General features: G+C 72.4%; 16 protein-coding genes. 14 read left to right on the plus strand and 2 right to left on the minus strand.

Annotated elements, in window-relative coordinates; translation table 11 throughout:
• Window positions 1-54: 54 nt before the first annotated feature.
• Genes HGN31_RS00720 through HGN31_RS00730 form a run of 3 tightly spaced genes read left to right on the plus strand, consistent with a single transcriptional unit; the run spans window position 55 to window position 3,377 of the window.
• A complete protein-coding gene (locus HGN31_RS00720; RefSeq protein WP_036702671.1) occupies window positions 55-1,215 on the plus strand; it encodes an isovaleryl-CoA dehydrogenase in 1,161 nt (386 codons plus the stop codon).
• 54 nt (window positions 1,216-1,269) lie between these two features.
• Window positions 1,270-1,821: a lysozyme inhibitor LprI family protein gene (locus HGN31_RS00725; RefSeq protein WP_168782021.1), complete on the plus strand. Its 552-nt coding sequence runs from the start codon at window positions 1,270-1,272 to the stop codon at window positions 1,819-1,821.
• A gap of 2 nt (window positions 1,822-1,823) precedes the next feature.
• Entirely contained in the window at window positions 1,824-3,377 is a 1,554-nt protein-coding gene (locus HGN31_RS00730) for an AMP-binding protein (RefSeq protein ID WP_168783758.1), read from the plus strand.
• Between the two features lie 77 nt (window positions 3,378-3,454).
• On the opposite strand, the gene HGN31_RS00735 is transcribed toward HGN31_RS00730, so the two are convergent.
• Complete coding sequence (locus HGN31_RS00735) at window positions 3,455-4,078, minus strand: OmpW/AlkL family protein (protein WP_168782022.1); 624 nt, start codon at window positions 4,076-4,078, stop codon at window positions 3,455-3,457.
• 230 nt (window positions 4,079-4,308) lie between these two features.
• Between HGN31_RS00735 and HGN31_RS00740 the strand changes: the two genes are divergently transcribed.
• From HGN31_RS00740 to HGN31_RS00765, 6 genes are all read left to right on the plus strand, one after another.
• The gene (locus HGN31_RS00740; protein WP_168782023.1) at window positions 4,309-5,913 is read left to right on the plus strand and encodes a carboxyl transferase domain-containing protein; all 1,605 of its coding nucleotides are present in this window, start codon (window positions 4,309-4,311) and stop codon (window positions 5,911-5,913) included.
• A 6-nt stretch (window positions 5,914-5,919) separates the two neighbouring features.
• Complete coding sequence (locus HGN31_RS00745) at window positions 5,920-6,207, plus strand: hypothetical protein (protein ID WP_168782024.1); 288 nt, start codon at window positions 5,920-5,922, stop codon at window positions 6,205-6,207.
• Window positions 6,208-6,289: 82 nt separating this feature from the next.
• Window positions 6,290-8,221 (plus strand): ATP-binding protein, encoded by a 1,932-nt coding sequence (locus HGN31_RS00750; RefSeq protein WP_168782025.1) that lies wholly within the window; start codon window positions 6,290-6,292, stop codon window positions 8,219-8,221.
• Window positions 8,222-8,303: 82 nt separating this feature from the next.
• Window positions 8,304-8,954 carry a glutathione S-transferase family protein gene (locus tag HGN31_RS00755; protein WP_168782026.1) on the plus strand — a complete coding sequence of 217 codons (651 nt, stop codon included), beginning with the start codon at window positions 8,304-8,306 and terminating at the stop codon, window positions 8,952-8,954.
• Entirely contained in the window at window positions 8,947-9,807 is an 861-nt protein-coding gene (locus HGN31_RS00760; RefSeq protein WP_168782027.1) for a hydroxymethylglutaryl-CoA lyase, read from the plus strand. The genes HGN31_RS00755 and HGN31_RS00760 overlap by 8 nt, the downstream gene beginning before the upstream one ends.
• Complete coding sequence (locus tag HGN31_RS00765; protein ID WP_168782028.1) at window positions 9,804-10,589, plus strand: crotonase/enoyl-CoA hydratase family protein; 786 nt, start codon at window positions 9,804-9,806, stop codon at window positions 10,587-10,589. The genes HGN31_RS00760 and HGN31_RS00765 overlap by 4 nt, the downstream gene beginning before the upstream one ends.
• Window positions 10,590-10,592: 3 nt before the next feature.
• On the opposite strand, the gene HGN31_RS00770 is transcribed toward HGN31_RS00765, so the two are convergent.
• A complete protein-coding gene (locus HGN31_RS00770) occupies window positions 10,593-11,303 on the minus strand; it encodes a DUF599 domain-containing protein (protein ID WP_168782029.1) in 711 nt (236 codons plus the stop codon).
• Window positions 11,304-11,404: 101 nt separating this feature from the next.
• On the opposite strand from HGN31_RS00770, the gene HGN31_RS00775 reads away from it, so the two are divergent.
• The 5 genes from HGN31_RS00775 to HGN31_RS00795 all read left to right on the plus strand — a co-directional run bounded on the left by HGN31_RS00775 (window position 11,405) and on the right by HGN31_RS00795 (window position 16,064).
• Entirely contained in the window at window positions 11,405-11,650 is a 246-nt protein-coding gene (locus tag HGN31_RS00775; protein ID WP_036702688.1) for an HP1242/YdcH family protein, read from the plus strand.
• A 167-nt stretch (window positions 11,651-11,817) separates the two neighbouring features.
• Window positions 11,818-13,266, plus strand: coding sequence for an FAD-linked oxidase C-terminal domain-containing protein (locus tag HGN31_RS00780; RefSeq protein WP_168782030.1), 1,449 nt, complete (start codon window positions 11,818-11,820; stop codon window positions 13,264-13,266).
• A 4-nt stretch (window positions 13,267-13,270) separates the two neighbouring features.
• Entirely contained in the window at window positions 13,271-14,326 is a 1,056-nt protein-coding gene (locus tag HGN31_RS00785; RefSeq protein WP_168783759.1) for an FAD-binding protein, read from the plus strand.
• Window positions 14,326-15,633 (plus strand): glycolate oxidase subunit GlcF, encoded by a 1,308-nt coding sequence (gene glcF, locus HGN31_RS00790; protein WP_168782031.1) that lies wholly within the window; start codon window positions 14,326-14,328, stop codon window positions 15,631-15,633. Before HGN31_RS00785 ends, glcF begins: the two co-directional genes overlap by 1 nt.
• Window positions 15,630-16,064, plus strand: coding sequence for a VOC family protein (locus tag HGN31_RS00795; RefSeq protein ID WP_168782032.1), 435 nt, complete (start codon window positions 15,630-15,632; stop codon window positions 16,062-16,064). Before glcF ends, HGN31_RS00795 begins: the two co-directional genes overlap by 4 nt.
• The last annotated feature ends 7 nt before the right edge of the window (window positions 16,065-16,071 follow it).

Consider the following 16,071-nt stretch of genomic DNA (forward strand, 5'->3'; position numbering starts at 1 on the left):
CGTCATAACGCCGGTATATGAACGGCCGTTCAATAACCGGGAGGGGTTGCGCCGATGTTCACGCGCGGGATGGAATTCGATCTGGGCGAGGATGTGGGCGCGCTGCGCGAGATGGTGCACCGCTGGGCGCAGGACCGGCTGGGCCCGATCGCCGGGCGCGTGGACCGCGAGAACGTCTTTCCGGCCGAGCTGTGGCGCGAGATGGGCGAGCTGGGCCTGCTCGGGATCACCGTCCCCGAGGAATTCGGCGGCACCGGCATGGGCTACCTCGCCCACACCGTCGCGGTCGAGGAGATCGCCCGCGTCAGCCCCTCGATCAGCCTCAGCTACGGCGCGCACTCGAACCTCTGCGTCAACCAGCTCAAGCTGAACGGGACCGACGAGCAGAAGCGGAAATACCTGCCCAAGCTCTGCTCGGGCGAGCACGTCGGTGCGCTCGCCATGTCCGAGGAAGGGGCGGGTTCGGACGTGGTCGGCATGAAGCTGAGGGCCGAGAAGCGGAACGGCTACTACGTCCTCAACGGCTCGAAATACTGGATCACCAACGGGCCGGACGCCGACACGCTGGTCGTCTATGCCAAGACCGACCCCGAGGCGGGCAGCAAGGGCATCACCGCCTTCATCGTCGAGAAGGGGATCAAGGGGTTCACCCAGGGGCCGCATTTCGACAAGCTGGGGATGCGCGGCTCGAACACCGGCGAGCTGATCTTCGACAACGCCGAGGTGCCGTTCGAGAACGTGCTCGGCGCCGAGGGGAAGGGCGTGCGGGTGCTGATGTCGGGGCTCGACTATGAGCGCCTCGTTCTGTCGGGGATCGGGACCGGGATCATGGCCGCCTGCCTCGATGCGGTGCTGCCCTATGCGCGCGAGCGGCGGCAGTTCGGCCAGCCGATCGGGAACTTCCAGCTCATGCAGGGCAAGATCGCCGACATGTATGTCGCGATGAACACCGCCAAGGCCTATGTCTACGAGGTCGCCAAGGCCTGCGACGCGGGCAAGGTCACCCGGCAGGACGCGGCGGGGGCGGTGCTCTATGCCTCGGAGCAGGCGATGGTGCAGGCGCACCAGGCGGTGCAGGCCCTGGGCGGGGCGGGGTTCCTCAACGATTCGACCGTCAGCCGGCTCTTCCGCGACGCCAAGCTGATGGAGATCGGGGCCGGCACCTCGGAAATCCGGCGGATGCTGATCGGCCGCGAGCTGATGGCGCTGGAGTGATGCGGACGGGCCCGGCCCTTGCGAGGCACGCACGTGCGCCGCGGACCCGGTGCGATGCGGGGCGGTAGTCTCGCCCTGCTGGCGCTGCTGGGCGGCGCCCCGGCGCTGGCGCAGGCGCCGGCACCCGAGGGCCCGTCGTCCGAGGATGCGGCGGCGCTGGAGGCCTGCGTGAGCGAGGCCGAGGACGCCCATGCCTGCATCGGGGTGCTGTCGAGCGGCTGCCTGGGGGATCAGGCCGGCACGGTCGAGACGGTCGCGGCCTGCTATGACCGGGAGCGGGCGGCGTGGCAGGGTCGCCTCGACGCGGCGCTGGTGAGCCTGCGGGGCGATGCCGCCGCGGCGGATGCGGTGGGCGCCGCGCCCGAGCCCGGGATGGCCGGAACGGTGCCGACCGCCGCCCCCGCCGCCCCGCCGGGGCCGCGGCTTTCGGCGCTGACCCGGGCGCAGGACGCCTGGGCGGCGTGGCGGGCGGCGGAATGTGCATGGTACGCGCAGGGCTTCGATCCCGAGGCCGCCACCGTCGCCACGGCTGAATGCCGGATGCGCGGGGTGGCGCAGCGGGTGCTCTCGCTCGAGCCGCAGGGGCAGGCGGTGACGGGGCCATGACGATGCTGCGCCCGACCCTGCCGGACGGCGACTACGACACCGCCCGGGCGGCGTTCCGCTGGGACCTGCCGGCGCGGATGAACATGGGCGCGCAGGTGGTCGATGCCCCCGCTGCGGCCGACCCCGAGGCGCCGGCGGTGCTGGACTGGGCCGAGGGGCGGGTGGCGGTGACGACGCGGGCGGCGCTGCGCGACATGACCGACCGGCTGGCGCACGCGCTCGCCGCGGCGCCGGGGGCGCGGATCGGGGTGCTGCGCACCCAGTCGGCCTGGACCGCGGCCGCCCATGCGGCGATCTGGAAATCCGGCGCGATCTCGGTGCCGCTCTTCAAGCTCTTCGGGGATGAGGCGCTGCGGCTGCGGCTGGGCGATGCGGGGATCGAGACGGTGATCTCCGACCCCGAGGGGCGGGCGATGCTCGCGCCCTTCGGCCTCAGGGTGATCGTCCCCGAGGAGGACGCGCTGCCCGACGCGGGGCCCTTTGCCGCCGCCGACACCGGCCCAGAGGACCCGGCGGTGATGATCTACACCTCGGGCACCACCGGCGCGCCCAAGGGGGCGCTGCACGGTCACCGGATGCTCGTCGGCCATCTGCCGGGGGTGGAGATGAGCCACGACCGCCTGAGCCCCGGCGCGGACGTGCTGTGGACCCCGGCCGACTGGGCCTGGATCGGCGGGCTCTTCGACGTGGCGATGCCGGCGCTGGCGCTCGGCATCCCGGTCGTGGCCGCCCGGCTGCCGCGGTTCGACGCGGACGCCGCCGCCCGGGTGATCGCCGACTGCGGCGTGACCGCGGCATTCCTGCCGCCGACCGCGCTCAGGATGCTGCGGGCGGCGGGGGCGCGCATCGGCGGGCTGCGCTCGGTCGCCTCGGGTGGCGAGACGCTGGGCGCCGAGATGCTCGACTGGGGCCGCGAAGCGCTGGGGCTGACGATCAACGAGTTCTACGGCCAGACCGAGTGCAACATGGTCGCCTCGTCCGCGGCCTCGCTGTTTCCGCCCCGGCCGGGGAGCATCGGCAAGCCGGTGCCGGGCTTCGACGTGCAGGTGATCGACGCGGGCGGCACCCCCACGTGCGCCGAGGGCGACATCGCCATCCGCCGCGGGGCGGCGTCGATGTTCCTCGGCTACTGGCAGAACCCCGCGGCGACGGCCCAGAAGTACCGCGGCGACTGGATGCTGACCGGCGACCGCGGGGCGATCGAGGACGGCTATCTGCGCTTCGTCGGCCGCGACGACGACGTGATCACCTCGGCCGGCTATCGCATCGGCCCGTCCGAGATCGAGGACGTGCTGCTCAAGCACCCCGCCGTCGCCGCCGCGGGGGTGATCGGGCGCCCCGATCCGCTGCGAACCGAGATCGTGGTGGCCTATGTCGTGCTGCGCGACGGGCAGGCGGCGTCGGACGCGCTCGCCGCGGAATTGCAGGACCACGCCCGCGTCCATTGCGCGGCGCATTCCTATCCGCGCGAGGTGCGGTTCCTCGACGCGCTGCCGATGACCGTCACCGGCAAGGTGATGCGGCGCGAGTTGCGCCGGCTGGCGGAGGCGTCATGAACGGCGCCCGCCCCCCGCAAACGAGACGACGCGCCACGGGGGCGCGCCGTCCGGGAGACCGCCGGGAAGCTGGCGGGTCAGAATTTCATCACATAGGCCGCCTGCACGACCAGCGGGTCGATCTCGACCGTGCCGACCTTGGCGCCGTTCAGATAGACGTCGCTGTCGATGTCGATCCAGCGCAGCGTGCCGCGGATCGCCGACTTGTCGTTCACCCAGTAGTCCGCCCCGGCCTGCAGCGCGACGCCGAAGCTGTGCTTGAGGTCGAGGTCGGCCCCGGCCAGCGGGCCGCTGGTCTTCTCGCCCCAGAAGCTGGTCCAGTTCAGACCGGCGCCGATGTAGGGCTTGAACGGGGTGTTCGTCTCGAAGTGATAGTTGAGGCTCAGCGTCGGCGGCAGGTGCTTGACGGTGCCGACCTTGCCCACGCCGTCGAACTTGACCTCGTGCTCGAAGGGGGTCGCGGCCAGCAGCTCGACGCCGACGTTGTCGCGCACGAAGTATTCCAGCGTCAGCGAGGGGCGCACGTCGTTGCCGACCTCGGTGTCATAGGTCCCCGCGAGCCGGCCGTTGTCGCCCTTGGGCTGCACGCTGGCCGCGCCGATGCCGACCGTCCATTCGCCCGCCGACTGCGCCAGCGAAGGCCCGGCCAGCAGCGCGGCCGCCAGGGCCACGGGGATCAAGGTTGCGCGAGGGGTGGTCATCGTCGTTCTCCGTCGTTCAGTGAAGTGGCGTTCGATAGGATGGCGGGCCGGGCGTCGCCCGTGCCTGATGCTGCGGACGTGAACGATTCCGCGGCCTTGCTGCATGATCTGGATCAATCCGGGGCCGCGAACCGGGCCCCTGCGACAGTGCGCCGCGCCCTTGGCAGATGCGCGGTCCCGCCCCCGCCGTTCCCCTTGCCCGTCCGTTTGCCTTCCGAGGAGTCCGCCGCATGAAACTCAAGACCTCTGCCCTGCCGTCGTCGGAGGCGTTCCGCGCCAACCGCGCCGCCCACCTCGAGATGCTGGCCACGATCCGGGCCGCGGCCGAGGCGGCGGCCGGTGGGGGTGGGGCCGAGGCGCTCGCCCGCCACACCAGCCGCGGCAAGATGCCCCCGCGCGAGCGGGTGGCGAACCTGCTCGACCCCGGCTCGCCGTTCCTCGAGATCGGGGCGACGGCGGCGCACGGGATGTATGATGGGGCCGCGCCCGGCGCGGGGGTGATTGCCGGGGTGGGGCGGGTCCACGGGCAGGACGTGATGGTGGTCGCCAACGACGCCACGGTGAAGGGCGGCACCTACTACCCGATGACGGTCAAGAAGCACCTGCGCGCGCAGGAGATCGCGGGCGAGTGCCGGTTGCCCTGCATCTACCTCGTCGATTCGGGCGGGGCGAACCTGCCCAACCAGGACGAGGTGTTCCCGGACCGCGAGCATTTCGGCCGCATCTTCTACAATCAGGCCAATCTCTCGGCCAAGGGGATCGCGCAGATCGCCGTGGTCATGGGCTCCTCGACCGCAGGCGGGGCGTATGTGCCGGCGATGTGCGACGTGTCGATCATCGTGCGGAACCAGGGGACGATCTTCCTGGCCGGGCCGCCGCTGGTGAAGGCCGCGACGGGCGAGGTCGTCAGCGCAGAAGACCTCGGCGGCGGCGACGTGCACACGCGTCTCTCGGGCGTCGCGGATTACCTGGCCGAAGACGACACCCACGCGCTCGCGCTGGCGCGGCGCGCGGTCAGCCACCTCAACCGCCGCCTGCCCGAGACGGTGGTGTGGCAATCGCCCGAGCCGCCCGCCTACGACCCCGACGAGATCCTGGGCGTGGTGCCCGCCGACCTGCGGACGCCCTATGACATCCGCGAGGTCATCGCCCGGGTGGTCGACGGCTCGCGCTTCGACGAGTTCAAGCCGCGCTTCGGCGAGACGCTGGTGACGGGCTTCGCCCATCTCGAGGGCTGCCCGGTGGGGATCGTGGCCAACAACGGGGTGCTGTTCTCCGAGGCCGCGATCAAGGGCGCGCATTTCATCGAGCTCTGCTCGCAGCGCGGTATCCCGCTGGTGTTCCTGCAGAACATCACCGGCTTCATGGTCGGGCGCAAATACGAGAACGAGGGCATCGCCCGGCACGGCGCCAAGATGGTGACGGCGGTGGCGACGACCGCGGTGCCCAAGATCACCATGCTGGTCGGCGGCAGCTTCGGGGCCGGCAACTACGGCATGGCGGGGCGCGCCTATTCGCCGCGCTTCCTGTGGACCTGGCCCAACAGCCGCATCTCGGTCATGGGCGGCGAGCAGGCGGCGGGCGTGCTCGCCACCGTCCGGCGCGAGGGGATCGAGCGCAAGGGCGGGACGTGGTCGGCCGAGGACGAGGCCGAGTTCAAGCGCCCGACGATCGAGATGTTCGACCGCCAGTCGCACCCGCTCTATGCCTCGGCCCGGCTCTGGGACGACGGGGTGGTGGACCCCCGCAAGACCCGCGACGTGCTGGCGCTGTCGCTCAGGGCCAGTCTCAATGCGCCGATCGAACCCACGCGCTTCGGCGTCTTCAGGATGTGAGGGATCATGTTCAAGGGCAAGATTGCCGGGGCCTACCCGGTCGTTCACAGGGGCGCCGCGCGCGCCGGTCTCGCGGTCGCGGACGCCGAGGGCACGGCCCTTCCGGGCCAGCGCTTCCACGCCGGCGGGGCCGAGTACGAGGTCGAGGCGATGATCGAGCATCGGCCCGAGGCGCCGGATTTTCCGCTGCCCGCGGGGCGGGTGGTCACGCTGATCGTGACGCCCGACGCGCGGCTGTTCGACGACCCCGCCGGGCTGACCGGCACGACGCTCAGCCTCGGGTCGCCGACGTGAGGCGCGCCGGCTGCGTCTCGATCCACATTCTCCGGGGGCCGGGGCGCCGCCCCGGGTCCTGCGCCGTCACGAGAGGAACGCCATGTTCAGCAAGATCCTGATCGCCAACCGCGGCGAGATCGCCTGCCGCGTCATGGACAGCTGCCGCCGGATGGGGGTGGCGACCGTGGCCGTCTATTCCGACGCCGACCGCGGCGCGCGCCACGTGGCGCTGGCCGACGAGGCGGTCCACATCGGCGGCCCGGCGCCCAAGGACAGCTATCTGCGCGGCGACGCGATCATCGAGGCGGCGCTGGCGACCGGCGCCGAGGCGATCCACCCGGGCTACGGCTTCCTGTCCGAGAACCCCGAGTTCGTGGATGCGGTCGAGGCGGCGGGGCTCGTCTTCATCGGCCCCTCGGCCAGGGCGATCCGCGCCATGGGCCTCAAGGACGCCGCCAAGGCGCTGATGGAAGAGGCGGGCGTCCCCGTCGTCCCCGGCTATCACGGTGAGAACCAGGACGCGGCGCATCTGGCCGCCGAGGCGGACCGGATCGGCTATCCGGTGCTGATCAAGGCCGTGGCGGGCGGCGGCGGCAAGGGGATGCGCCGGGTGGACGCGCCCCAGGGCTTCGCCGAGGCGCTGGGTAGCGCCCAGGGCGAGGCGCAGACGGCCTTCGGCAACCCCGCCGTGCTGATCGAAAAATACGTCACCGCCCCCCGCCACATCGAGGTGCAGGTGTTCGGTGACGGCCAGCGCGCGGTGCATCTCTTCGAACGCGATTGCTCGCTGCAGCGCCGACACCAGAAGGTGATCGAGGAGGCCCCGGCCCCCGGCATGACGCCCGAGGTCCGCGCCGCGATGGGCGCCGCCGCCGTCCGCGCGGCGGAAGCCATCGGCTACGCGGGCGCGGGCACCATCGAGTTCATCGTCGACGGCAGCCACGGCCTGCGCCCGGACGGGTTCTGGTTCATGGAGATGAACACCCGCCTGCAGGTCGAGCATCCGGTGACCGAAGCGATCACGGGCATCGACCTCGTGGAGTGGCAGTTGCGCGTGGCGAGCGGTGAGCCGCTGCCCGCCCGCCAGCAGGACCTGACGATCCGCGGCCACGCCTTCGAGGCGCGGCTTTATGCCGAGGACGTGCCGGCAGGGTTCCTGCCCGCCACCGGGCGGCTCGCGCATCTGCGCTTTGCCGAGGGCGCGCGGAACGAGACCGGGGTGCGGCAGGGGGACGCGATCTCGCCCTGGTACGACCCGATGATCGCCAAGATCGTGACACACGGGCCGACGCGCGCCATCGCGTTGCGGGCGCTGGAACAGGCGCTGGTCGATACCGAGGTGGCGGGGACGGTGACGAACCTCGATTTCCTCATCGCGCTGACCCGCCACGAGGGGTTCCGCGCGGGCGAGGTCGACACCGGGCTGATTGCCCGCGATCTCGACGCGCTGCTCGACCAGGCCGAGCCCTCGCCCGAGACACGCGCGCTGGCCGCGCTCGGCGTCGCCGGGCTGCACGACCCGGCGGTGCGGGGGGGCGTGACGCTCTGGGCCCCCTTGCGCCGCACGGTGACGTGGGACGGGGGCGAGGGCATTGTCGAGGTGCTGGGCCCCGGCGCGGCGCGGGTGACGCTGGACGGTGCGGTGCATGAGGTCGCGCACGAGGGCGGGCGCTGGTGGGTGGACGGCGCGCCGCGCCGCTCGCGCATCGTGACCCATCCGGCGGGGGTGAGCGTCTTCGGCGGGCGCTCGCTGACGCTGGTGCCACAGGACCCGCTCGACCGGCAGGCCGAGGCGGCGGGGGGCGGGCAGACGCTCTCGCCCATGCCGGGGCTGGTCAAGGCGGTGTTCGTCGCGGCCGGGCAGGCGGTGGCGGCGGGCGACCGGCTGGCCATCCTCGAGGCGATGAAGATGGAGCACACGCTGACCGCCGCCCGCGACGGGGTGGTGGCCGAGGTGCTGGCGGCGGCGGGCGACCAGGTCGAGGCCGGCGCGCCGCTGATCCGCCTGGCGGACGAGGAGGCCGCGGCGTGACCCGCCGCCGCGCCTGGTGCAGCGCCGGACCGGGGCGCTGCCCCGGACCCCGGGATATTTGGGCAAGAAAGAAGGGAGCGCGATGATCCATCTGCATCATGCGCGGGGGTCGCGCAGCTTCCGGGTTCTGTGGCTGCTCGAGGAGCTGGGGCTCGACTACGCGCTGACCCGGTATGACTTTGCCGACGGCAGCCTGCGGGCGCCCGAGCATCTGGCGCGCTCGCCCGCGGGCAAGGTGCCGGCGCTCGAGATCAACGGGGCGGCGCTGTTTGAATCGGGCGCCATCGTCCAGCTTCTGACCGAGCAGGCCGGGCGGCTGGCGCCGAAGCCCGGCGAGCCCGAGCGGGCCGATTTCCTGCAATGGCTGCATTTCGCCGAGACCCAGGCGATCTGCCTCCAGAACCTCAACATCCAGCACAACTTCATCCGCCCGGCCGAGGCGCGCTCGATCCCCACGATTAAGCTGGAAACCCGGCGGCTGGCGGTGACGGCCCGCGCGCTCGAGGCGCGGCTGACGGGGCGGGCGCATCTGCTCGATTCGGGATTCTCGGCCGCCGACTGCATGTTCGGCTTCAACGTCCGGTCGCTGGGGTATTTTCTGCCCAAGGCCGACTATCCCGCCGTCTTCGGCTGGTGGGAACGGATGCGCGCGCGGCCGGCCTGCGCCCGCGCGCTCGACCGTGAGGGGGGCGAGATGTTCGACCGTGACTTCTACGAGATTCCCAATGGCTGAGATCGAGATCTTCGAGATGGGCCCGCGCGACGGGCTGCAGAATGAAAAGCGGCTGATCCCCGCCGCCGACAAGATCGCGCTGGTGGATCTGCTGAGCGGGGCGGGCTTCCGGCGGATCGAGGTGACGAGCTTCGTCAGCCCGAAATGGGTGCCGCAGATGGCCGACGCGGCCGAGGTGCTGGCCGGCATCACCCGCGCGCCGGGCGTGCGCTACGCGGCGCTGACCCCGAACCTCAAGGGCTACGAGGGGGCGCGGGCGGCGCGGGCCGACGAGGTCGCCGTGTTCGCCTCGGCCTCTGAGGGGTTTTCCAAGGCCAACCTCAACGCGACGATCGACGAGAGCCTCGCCCGCTTCGCCCCGGTGATGGAGGCCGCGCGCGCCGACGGCATCCCGGTGCGCGGCTATGTCTCGGTCGTCACCGACTGCCCCTTCGACGGCCCGACCCCGCCCGCCAACGTGGCCCGTGTGGCGGCAAGGCTGTTCGAGATGGGCTGCTATGAGATCAGCCTGGGCGACACCATCGGCCAAGGCCGCCCCGAGACCATCGACGCGATGCTGGCCGCGGTGCTGGACGTGGTGCCGGCCGGGCAGCTCGCCGGGCATTACCACGACACCGCCGGCCGGGCGCTCGCCAACATCGACGCGAGCATCGCCCGCGGCGTGCGGGTCTTCGACGCCGCCGTGGGGGGCCTCGGCGGCTGCCCCTACGCCCCCGGCGCCGCCGGCAACGTGGCGACCGAGGCAGTGGCGGCGCATCTCGCCGCCGCCGGCCACCAGACCGGCCTCGACCCCGCGGTGCTGGCCCGCGCCGCCGCCTTCGCCCGCAGCTTGCGTTCAGGAGCCCCCGCATGACCCATGAGACGATCCGCATCGAGACCGACGCCCGCGGCGTGGCGACCCTGTTTTTGGCGCGCGCCGACAAGCACAACGCGCTGTCGGCGCAGATGATCGACGAGCTGACGGCCGCGGCGGGCGAGCTGGGCGCCGACCCGGCGGTGCGGGCGGTGATCCTCGCCGCCGAGGGCAAGAGCTTCTGCGCCGGCGGCGACCTGGGCTGGATGCAGGCGCAGATGACCGCCGATGCCGCCACGCGGCGGGCGGGGGCCGCGGCACTCGCGGGGATGCTGAATGCGCTCAACGAACTGCCGAAGCCGCTGATCGGGCGGGTGCAGGGCAACGCCTTCGGCGGCGGCGTGGGGATGATGGCGGTGTGCGACGTGGCCGTGGGGGCGCGTGGTGCGACCTTCGGGCTGACCGAGACGAAGCTGGGGCTGATCCCGGCCACCATCGGGCCTTACGTCGTGGCGCGGATGGGCGAGGACCGGGCCCGCCGCGTCTTCATGTCGGCGCGGCTCTTTGATGCGGCCGAGGCGGAGCGGCTGAACCTGCTCTCCTACGTCGTGGACGCCGAGGACCTCGACGCGGCAATCGAGGACGAGGTGGTGCCCTATCTCTCAACCGCGCCCAAGGCAGTGGCGGCGGCCAAGCGGCTGGCCCGCAGGCTCGGGCCGCGGATCGACGCCGAGGTGATCGCCGACAGCATCGACGCGCTGGTGGCCGTGTGGGAGGATGACGAGGCCCCCGAGGGGATCGCCGCGTTCTTCGCCAAGCGAAAGCCGCGCTGGCAGGCGTAGCCCTCAGCGCCGGTCGCCGAGATCGGCGAGGATCGCCCGGCGCGAGCCCGAGGCGAACTCGCGCCGGAGCGTCAGCGCGGTGACGAGCGCCGTCCCCGTCATCAGCGCCCAGGGGCCGGCCATCCAGCACATCGCGCCAAGCGCGAAATAGACCGCCCGCAGGCCGATGTTGAAGTTGCGGGCGGCGTGGATGTTGACCTCGGCCGCGGCGCGGGCGCGGGTCTCGGCCTCGGCCGCGCGGGGGTCGTTCGGGACTGCCGCCATCATGATCGCGCAATAGCCGAACAGCCGGTGCGACCAGACGAACTTGAGGAAGGCGTTGGCGAGAAAGCCGAGGACCAGCAGGATCTTGACCTTCCACACGAGGGACGGGACCTCGGTCGCCTCGAGATCGCGGGCGATGCCGGCCAGCGGGTCGGTGTTGCCGATCAGCGCCAGCCCGCCGCCGATCGCGATCATGCAGGCCGAGGCGTAGAACGAGGTGCCCTCGCGCAGGCTCGACAGGATGTTGCCGTCGAAGATCCGCGGTTCGCGGTGGACGAACTGCACCATCCAGTCGCGGCGGTAGCGGCGCATCAGCATCGAGACCGACGGCCGGGACGTGGGCGGCTTTTCGATCAGCCGCCCGGTGCCGAACCACGCGACGAGCAAGAGCGCCAGCGCGACGAGGTCGGTGGCGGTCAACGAAAGGGGCAGGTGCAGGGTCAGCGGCATGGGCATCGGCCCGACGATAGGCCGGGCCGCGCCCCGTTGCCAGCACCCGCTGCGGCGGCTATCCCCTCGGGCGAACCGGACGACCAGGAAAGGACGAGGACATGGCCGCACCGCACGCGATTCACGAAGAGTTCCCGAACGACGCCGAGCGCATCCACGCGCTGAAGGTCTCGGACGCGCATTTCGCGCGGCTGCTCGACGAATACGACTCGGTCAACGATGAGGTCGCGGGCGCCGAATCCCGCCAGACCCCGATGTCGGACGAGGCCGAGCAGGCGCTGCGCAAGAAGCGCGCGCATCTGAAGGACGAGATCGCCCGGATGCTGTCGGCCGCGCAGGCCGGCTGAGATGCGCCGGGGCTCATGACGTCCCCTTGATACGCGGCAGGGCCGCGCCCGACGGGGCGCGGCCTTTCGCCATGCGGGAAACGCCGGGCGGCGGATTTGCGTGTCGCCCGCCGCCTCGGCTCTGCTAGTCTGGCCCCGACCCGCCGAGGGCGAGAAAGGCCGATCCGATGCAGATGCCCGTCCCCGACCCCGCGATCCTGTCCCGCCGCGCCGCCATCGTCGCGCGGCTGCGCGCCGTCATCGGGGCGGGCGACGTGATCGACGACCCGGTCGAGGCCCGCGCCTACGAATGCGACGCGCTCTCGGCCTATCGCTGCCCGCCGCTGGCCGTCGCGCTGCCGACCACCACCGAGGAGGTCGCCGCCATCCTGCAGGTCTGCCACGCCGAGCGCGTGCCGGTCGTGCCGCGCGGCGCCGGCACCAGCCTCGCCGGCGGGTCGATGCCCACGGCGGATGCGGTGGTCCTTGGCCTCGCGCGGATGAACGCGGTGCTCGAGGTGGATTACGGCGACCGGCAGATCCGGGTGCAGGCGGGGCGCACGAACCTCTCGATCTCGGGCGCGGTGGACGAGGCCGGGTTCTTCTACGCCCCCGACCCGTCCAGCCAGCTCGCCTGCGCCATCGGCGGCAACATCGGCATGAACTCGGGCGGGGCGCATTGCCTGAAATACGGGGTGACGACCAACAACCTGCTGGGCGTCACCATGGTGCTGATGGACGGCACTGTGGTCGAGCTGGGCGGCCCGATGGGCGAGGCGCCGGGACTGGACCTGCTGGGCGTCGTCTGCGGGGCCGAAGGCCAGCTGGGCATCGTGACCGAGGCGACGCTGCGCATCCTGCCCAAGCCCGCGGGCGCCCGCCCCGTGCTGATCGGGTTCGACTCGAGTGAGACCGCCGGCGCCTGCGTGGCCGCGATCATCCGCGCCGGCGTCCTGCCGGTCGCCATCGAGTTCATGGACCGCCCCTGTATCGTCGCGACCGAGAACTTCGCCGCCCCCGGCTATCCCGACTGCGAGGCGCTGCTGATCGTCGAGGTCGAGGGCACGCCCCCGGAGATCAACGAGCAGCTCTCCCTGATCCGCGCCATCGCCGACGACTTCGCCCCGGTCGAGTTCCGCGAAAGCCGGTCCGAGGAGGAATCGCGCCGCATCTGGCTGGGCCGCAAGTCGGCCTTCGGCGCGATGGGGCAGATGGGCGACTACATGTGCCTTGACGGGACGATCCCGGTCAGCGCGCTGCCGCAGGTGCTGCGGCGCATCGCCGAGATGTCGGACGCGGCGGGGCTGCCGGTCGCCAATGTGTTCCACGCGGGCGACGGCAACATGCACCCGCTGATCATCTTCGACGCCAACCGGCCGGGCGATCTGGAACGGGTCGAGGCGCTCGGCGCCGACATCCTGCGCCTCTGCGTCGAGGTCGGCGGCTGCCTGACCGGCGAGCACGGGGTGGGGGTCGAGAAGCGCGACCTGATGACGGCGCAGTTCACCGACGCCGATCTCGAGGCGCAGATGCGGGTCAAGGACGTCTTCGACCCGCACTGGCTGCTGAACGCAGCCAAGGTGTTCCCGCTGCACGTCTCGGCGAGCCGCCGCGAGGGGCTGCGCAATGTCGCCTGAGATGCTGCGGCCGGAGTCCGAGGCCGAGCTGGCGGCGATGATCCGGGGGGCGAGCGGCCCGCTGACCCCGGTCGGCGGCGGCACGCGGCTTGCGCCCGGTGAGGGGCAGGGGGTGCGGCTTGCGACCGCGGGGCTGTCGGGCGTGATCCTGTATGAACCCGCCGCGCTGACGCTGGTTGCCCGCGCCGGGACTCCGCTCTCCGAGATCGAGGCGGCACTCGCCGCCGAGGGCCAGCGCCTCGCGTTCGAGCCGCCGCGCTTCACGCGCTCGACCATCGGCGGGGTGATCGCCGCCAACGCGAGCGGCCCGCGCCGGGTCAAGGACGGCGCGGCGCGGGACTCGGCCCTCGGAGTGCGGTTCGTGGACGGGCGCGGTGAGGTGATCCAGAGCGGCGGGCGGGTGATGAAGAACGTCACCGGCTATGACCTCGTGAAGCTGATGGCGGGCAGCCGGGGGCGGCTGGGGGTGCTGACCGAGGTCAGCCTCAAGACCCAGCCGATCCCGCCGGCCTCGGCCACGCTGGCGCTGCCGGGGCTGGGCGCCGCAGCGGCGATCCCGGCGCTCACCGCGGCGCTGACGGGACCGTGGGACGTGACCGGGGCGGGATGGCTGCCGGGCCACGGGGCGCTGATCCGGATCGAGGGGCTCGCGGGGTCGGTGGCGCGGCGCGCCGAGAGCCTTGCCGCGCGCCTTGGCGCCTGGGGCGGGGTCACGCGCCGCGACGATGACCCTTGGCGTCTTCTTGACCCAAATATCCCGGAGTGCGGGGCAGCGCCCCGGTCCCGCGACCTCTGGCGGATCACCTGCCGCCCGTCCGAGGCCGCGCTGCTGCTCGAGCGCCTGCCCGAGCCGCTGTCGCTTGACTGGGGCGGCGGGCTGATCCGCGTGGCGCTGCCCGCGGGCGAGACCCCGGACCTGACCGGCACACGGGCCATCGCCACCCGCCTGACCGGCGCGACGCCGCTCAGCCTGCCGCCGATGGCGCCCGCGGTCGCGGCGCTGAACGACGGGCTGCGCGCCCGGTTCGACCCGCGCGGCCTCTTCACGGGGGCCTTCTGATGCAGACGAACTTCACCGCCGAACAGCTCGCCGACCCCGAGATCGCCACCGCCAACCGCATCCTGCGGACCTGCGTGCACTGCGGCTTCTGCACCGCCACCTGCCCGACCTATCAGCTTCTGGGCGACGAGCTCGACAGCCCGCGCGGCCGCATCTACCTCATCAAGGACATGCTGGAATCCGGCCGCCCGGCGGACGCCAAGACGGCGCTGCACGTCGATCGCTGCCTGTCGTGCCTCGCCTGCATGACGACCTGCCCCTCGGGGGTGGACTACATGCACCTGGTCGACCACGCGCGGGTCCACGTCGAGAGGACCTATCGGCGGCCGTGGCAGGACCGGGCGCTCAGGGCGCTGCTCGCGGCGGTGATCCCGCATCCGGGCCGGTTCCGGCTGGCGCTGCTCGGCGCGAAGATCGCCCGGCCCTTCGCCCGGCTGATGCCCGACCGGCGGCTGCGCGCCATGCTGGCGATGGCGCCGGCGCGGATCGCGGGGCCGTCGCGCGACGATCTCGGCGCGACCTACCCCGCGCAGGGGGCGCGGCGGGCGCGGGTGGCGCTGCTGACCGGCTGCGCGCAAAAGGCGCTCGACCCCGCGATCAACGCGGCGACGATCCGGCTGCTGACCCGCGCCGGGTGCGAGGTGGTCGTTCCCCGGAACCTCGGCTGCTGCGGCGCGCTGACCCATCACATGGGGAAAGAGGGCACGGCCATGGCGCAGGCCCGCGCGGCGATCGGGGCGTTCCTGGCGGCGGACGCCGAGGCGCCGCTGGACGCGATCATCGTCAACGCCTCGGGCTGCGGCACGACGGTAAAGGACTACGGCCACATGTTCGCGCGCGATCCCGACCGGGCGGGGGCCGAGCGGGTGGCCTCCCTCGCCCGCGACGTGACCGAGTTCCTCGCCAGCCACGGCCTGCCCCCCGTGACCCGGCCCGGGGGCGGGGACGCGCCGCTCAGGGTCGCCTATCACGCCGCCTGCTCGCTGCAGCACGGGCAACGGATCGTCGCCGCCCCCAAGGCGCTGCTGGCGCAGGCGGGGTTCGCCGTCGTCACGCCGGCCGACAGCCACCTCTGCTGCGGCTCGGCCGGGACCTATAACCTGCTGCAACCCGAGCTTTCGGTGCGGCTGCGCGACCGCAAGGTGCGCACCATCGAGGCGCTGGGGCCGCAGGTGGTGGCGGCGGGCAACATCGGCTGCTTGATGCAGATCGGCTCGGGCACCGCGCTGCCGGTGGTCCACACCGTCGAGCTGCTCGACTGGGCGACCGGCGGGCCGCGCCCCGACGCGCTCGAGGCGGGGCGATGAGCGCGCCGCCCGTGCTCGGCACGCTCGAGACGGCGCTCTATGCCGACGATCTCGACGCCGCCGAGGCGTTCTGGACCGGGGTGATGGGGCTTTCGGTGATTACCAAGGTCCCGGGGCGGCACCTGTTCCTGCGCACCGCGTCCGAGCCGCGGCCGCAGGTGCTGCTGATCTTCAACCCCGCGGCGACCGAACAGCCGCCGGCGCAGGGCGCACGGCTGCCCGTTCCGCCGCACGGGGCGCGCGGGCCGGGGCACGCCTGCCTCGCGGTGGCGCCGGACCGGATGGACGGCTGGCGGGCGCATCTGAAAGCCCACGGCATCGCCATCGAGGCGGATTTTGAATGGCCGAACGGCGGTCGCTCGATCTATTTCCGCGACCCGGCGGGCAACTCGATCGAGCTGGCCGATCCGGCGATCTGGGCCGAGGCCTGAGCGCCGC

Source organism: Paracoccus sanguinis (assembly GCF_012689545.1).
Lineage (GTDB): Bacteria > Pseudomonadota > Alphaproteobacteria > Rhodobacterales > Rhodobacteraceae > Paracoccus > Paracoccus panacisoli.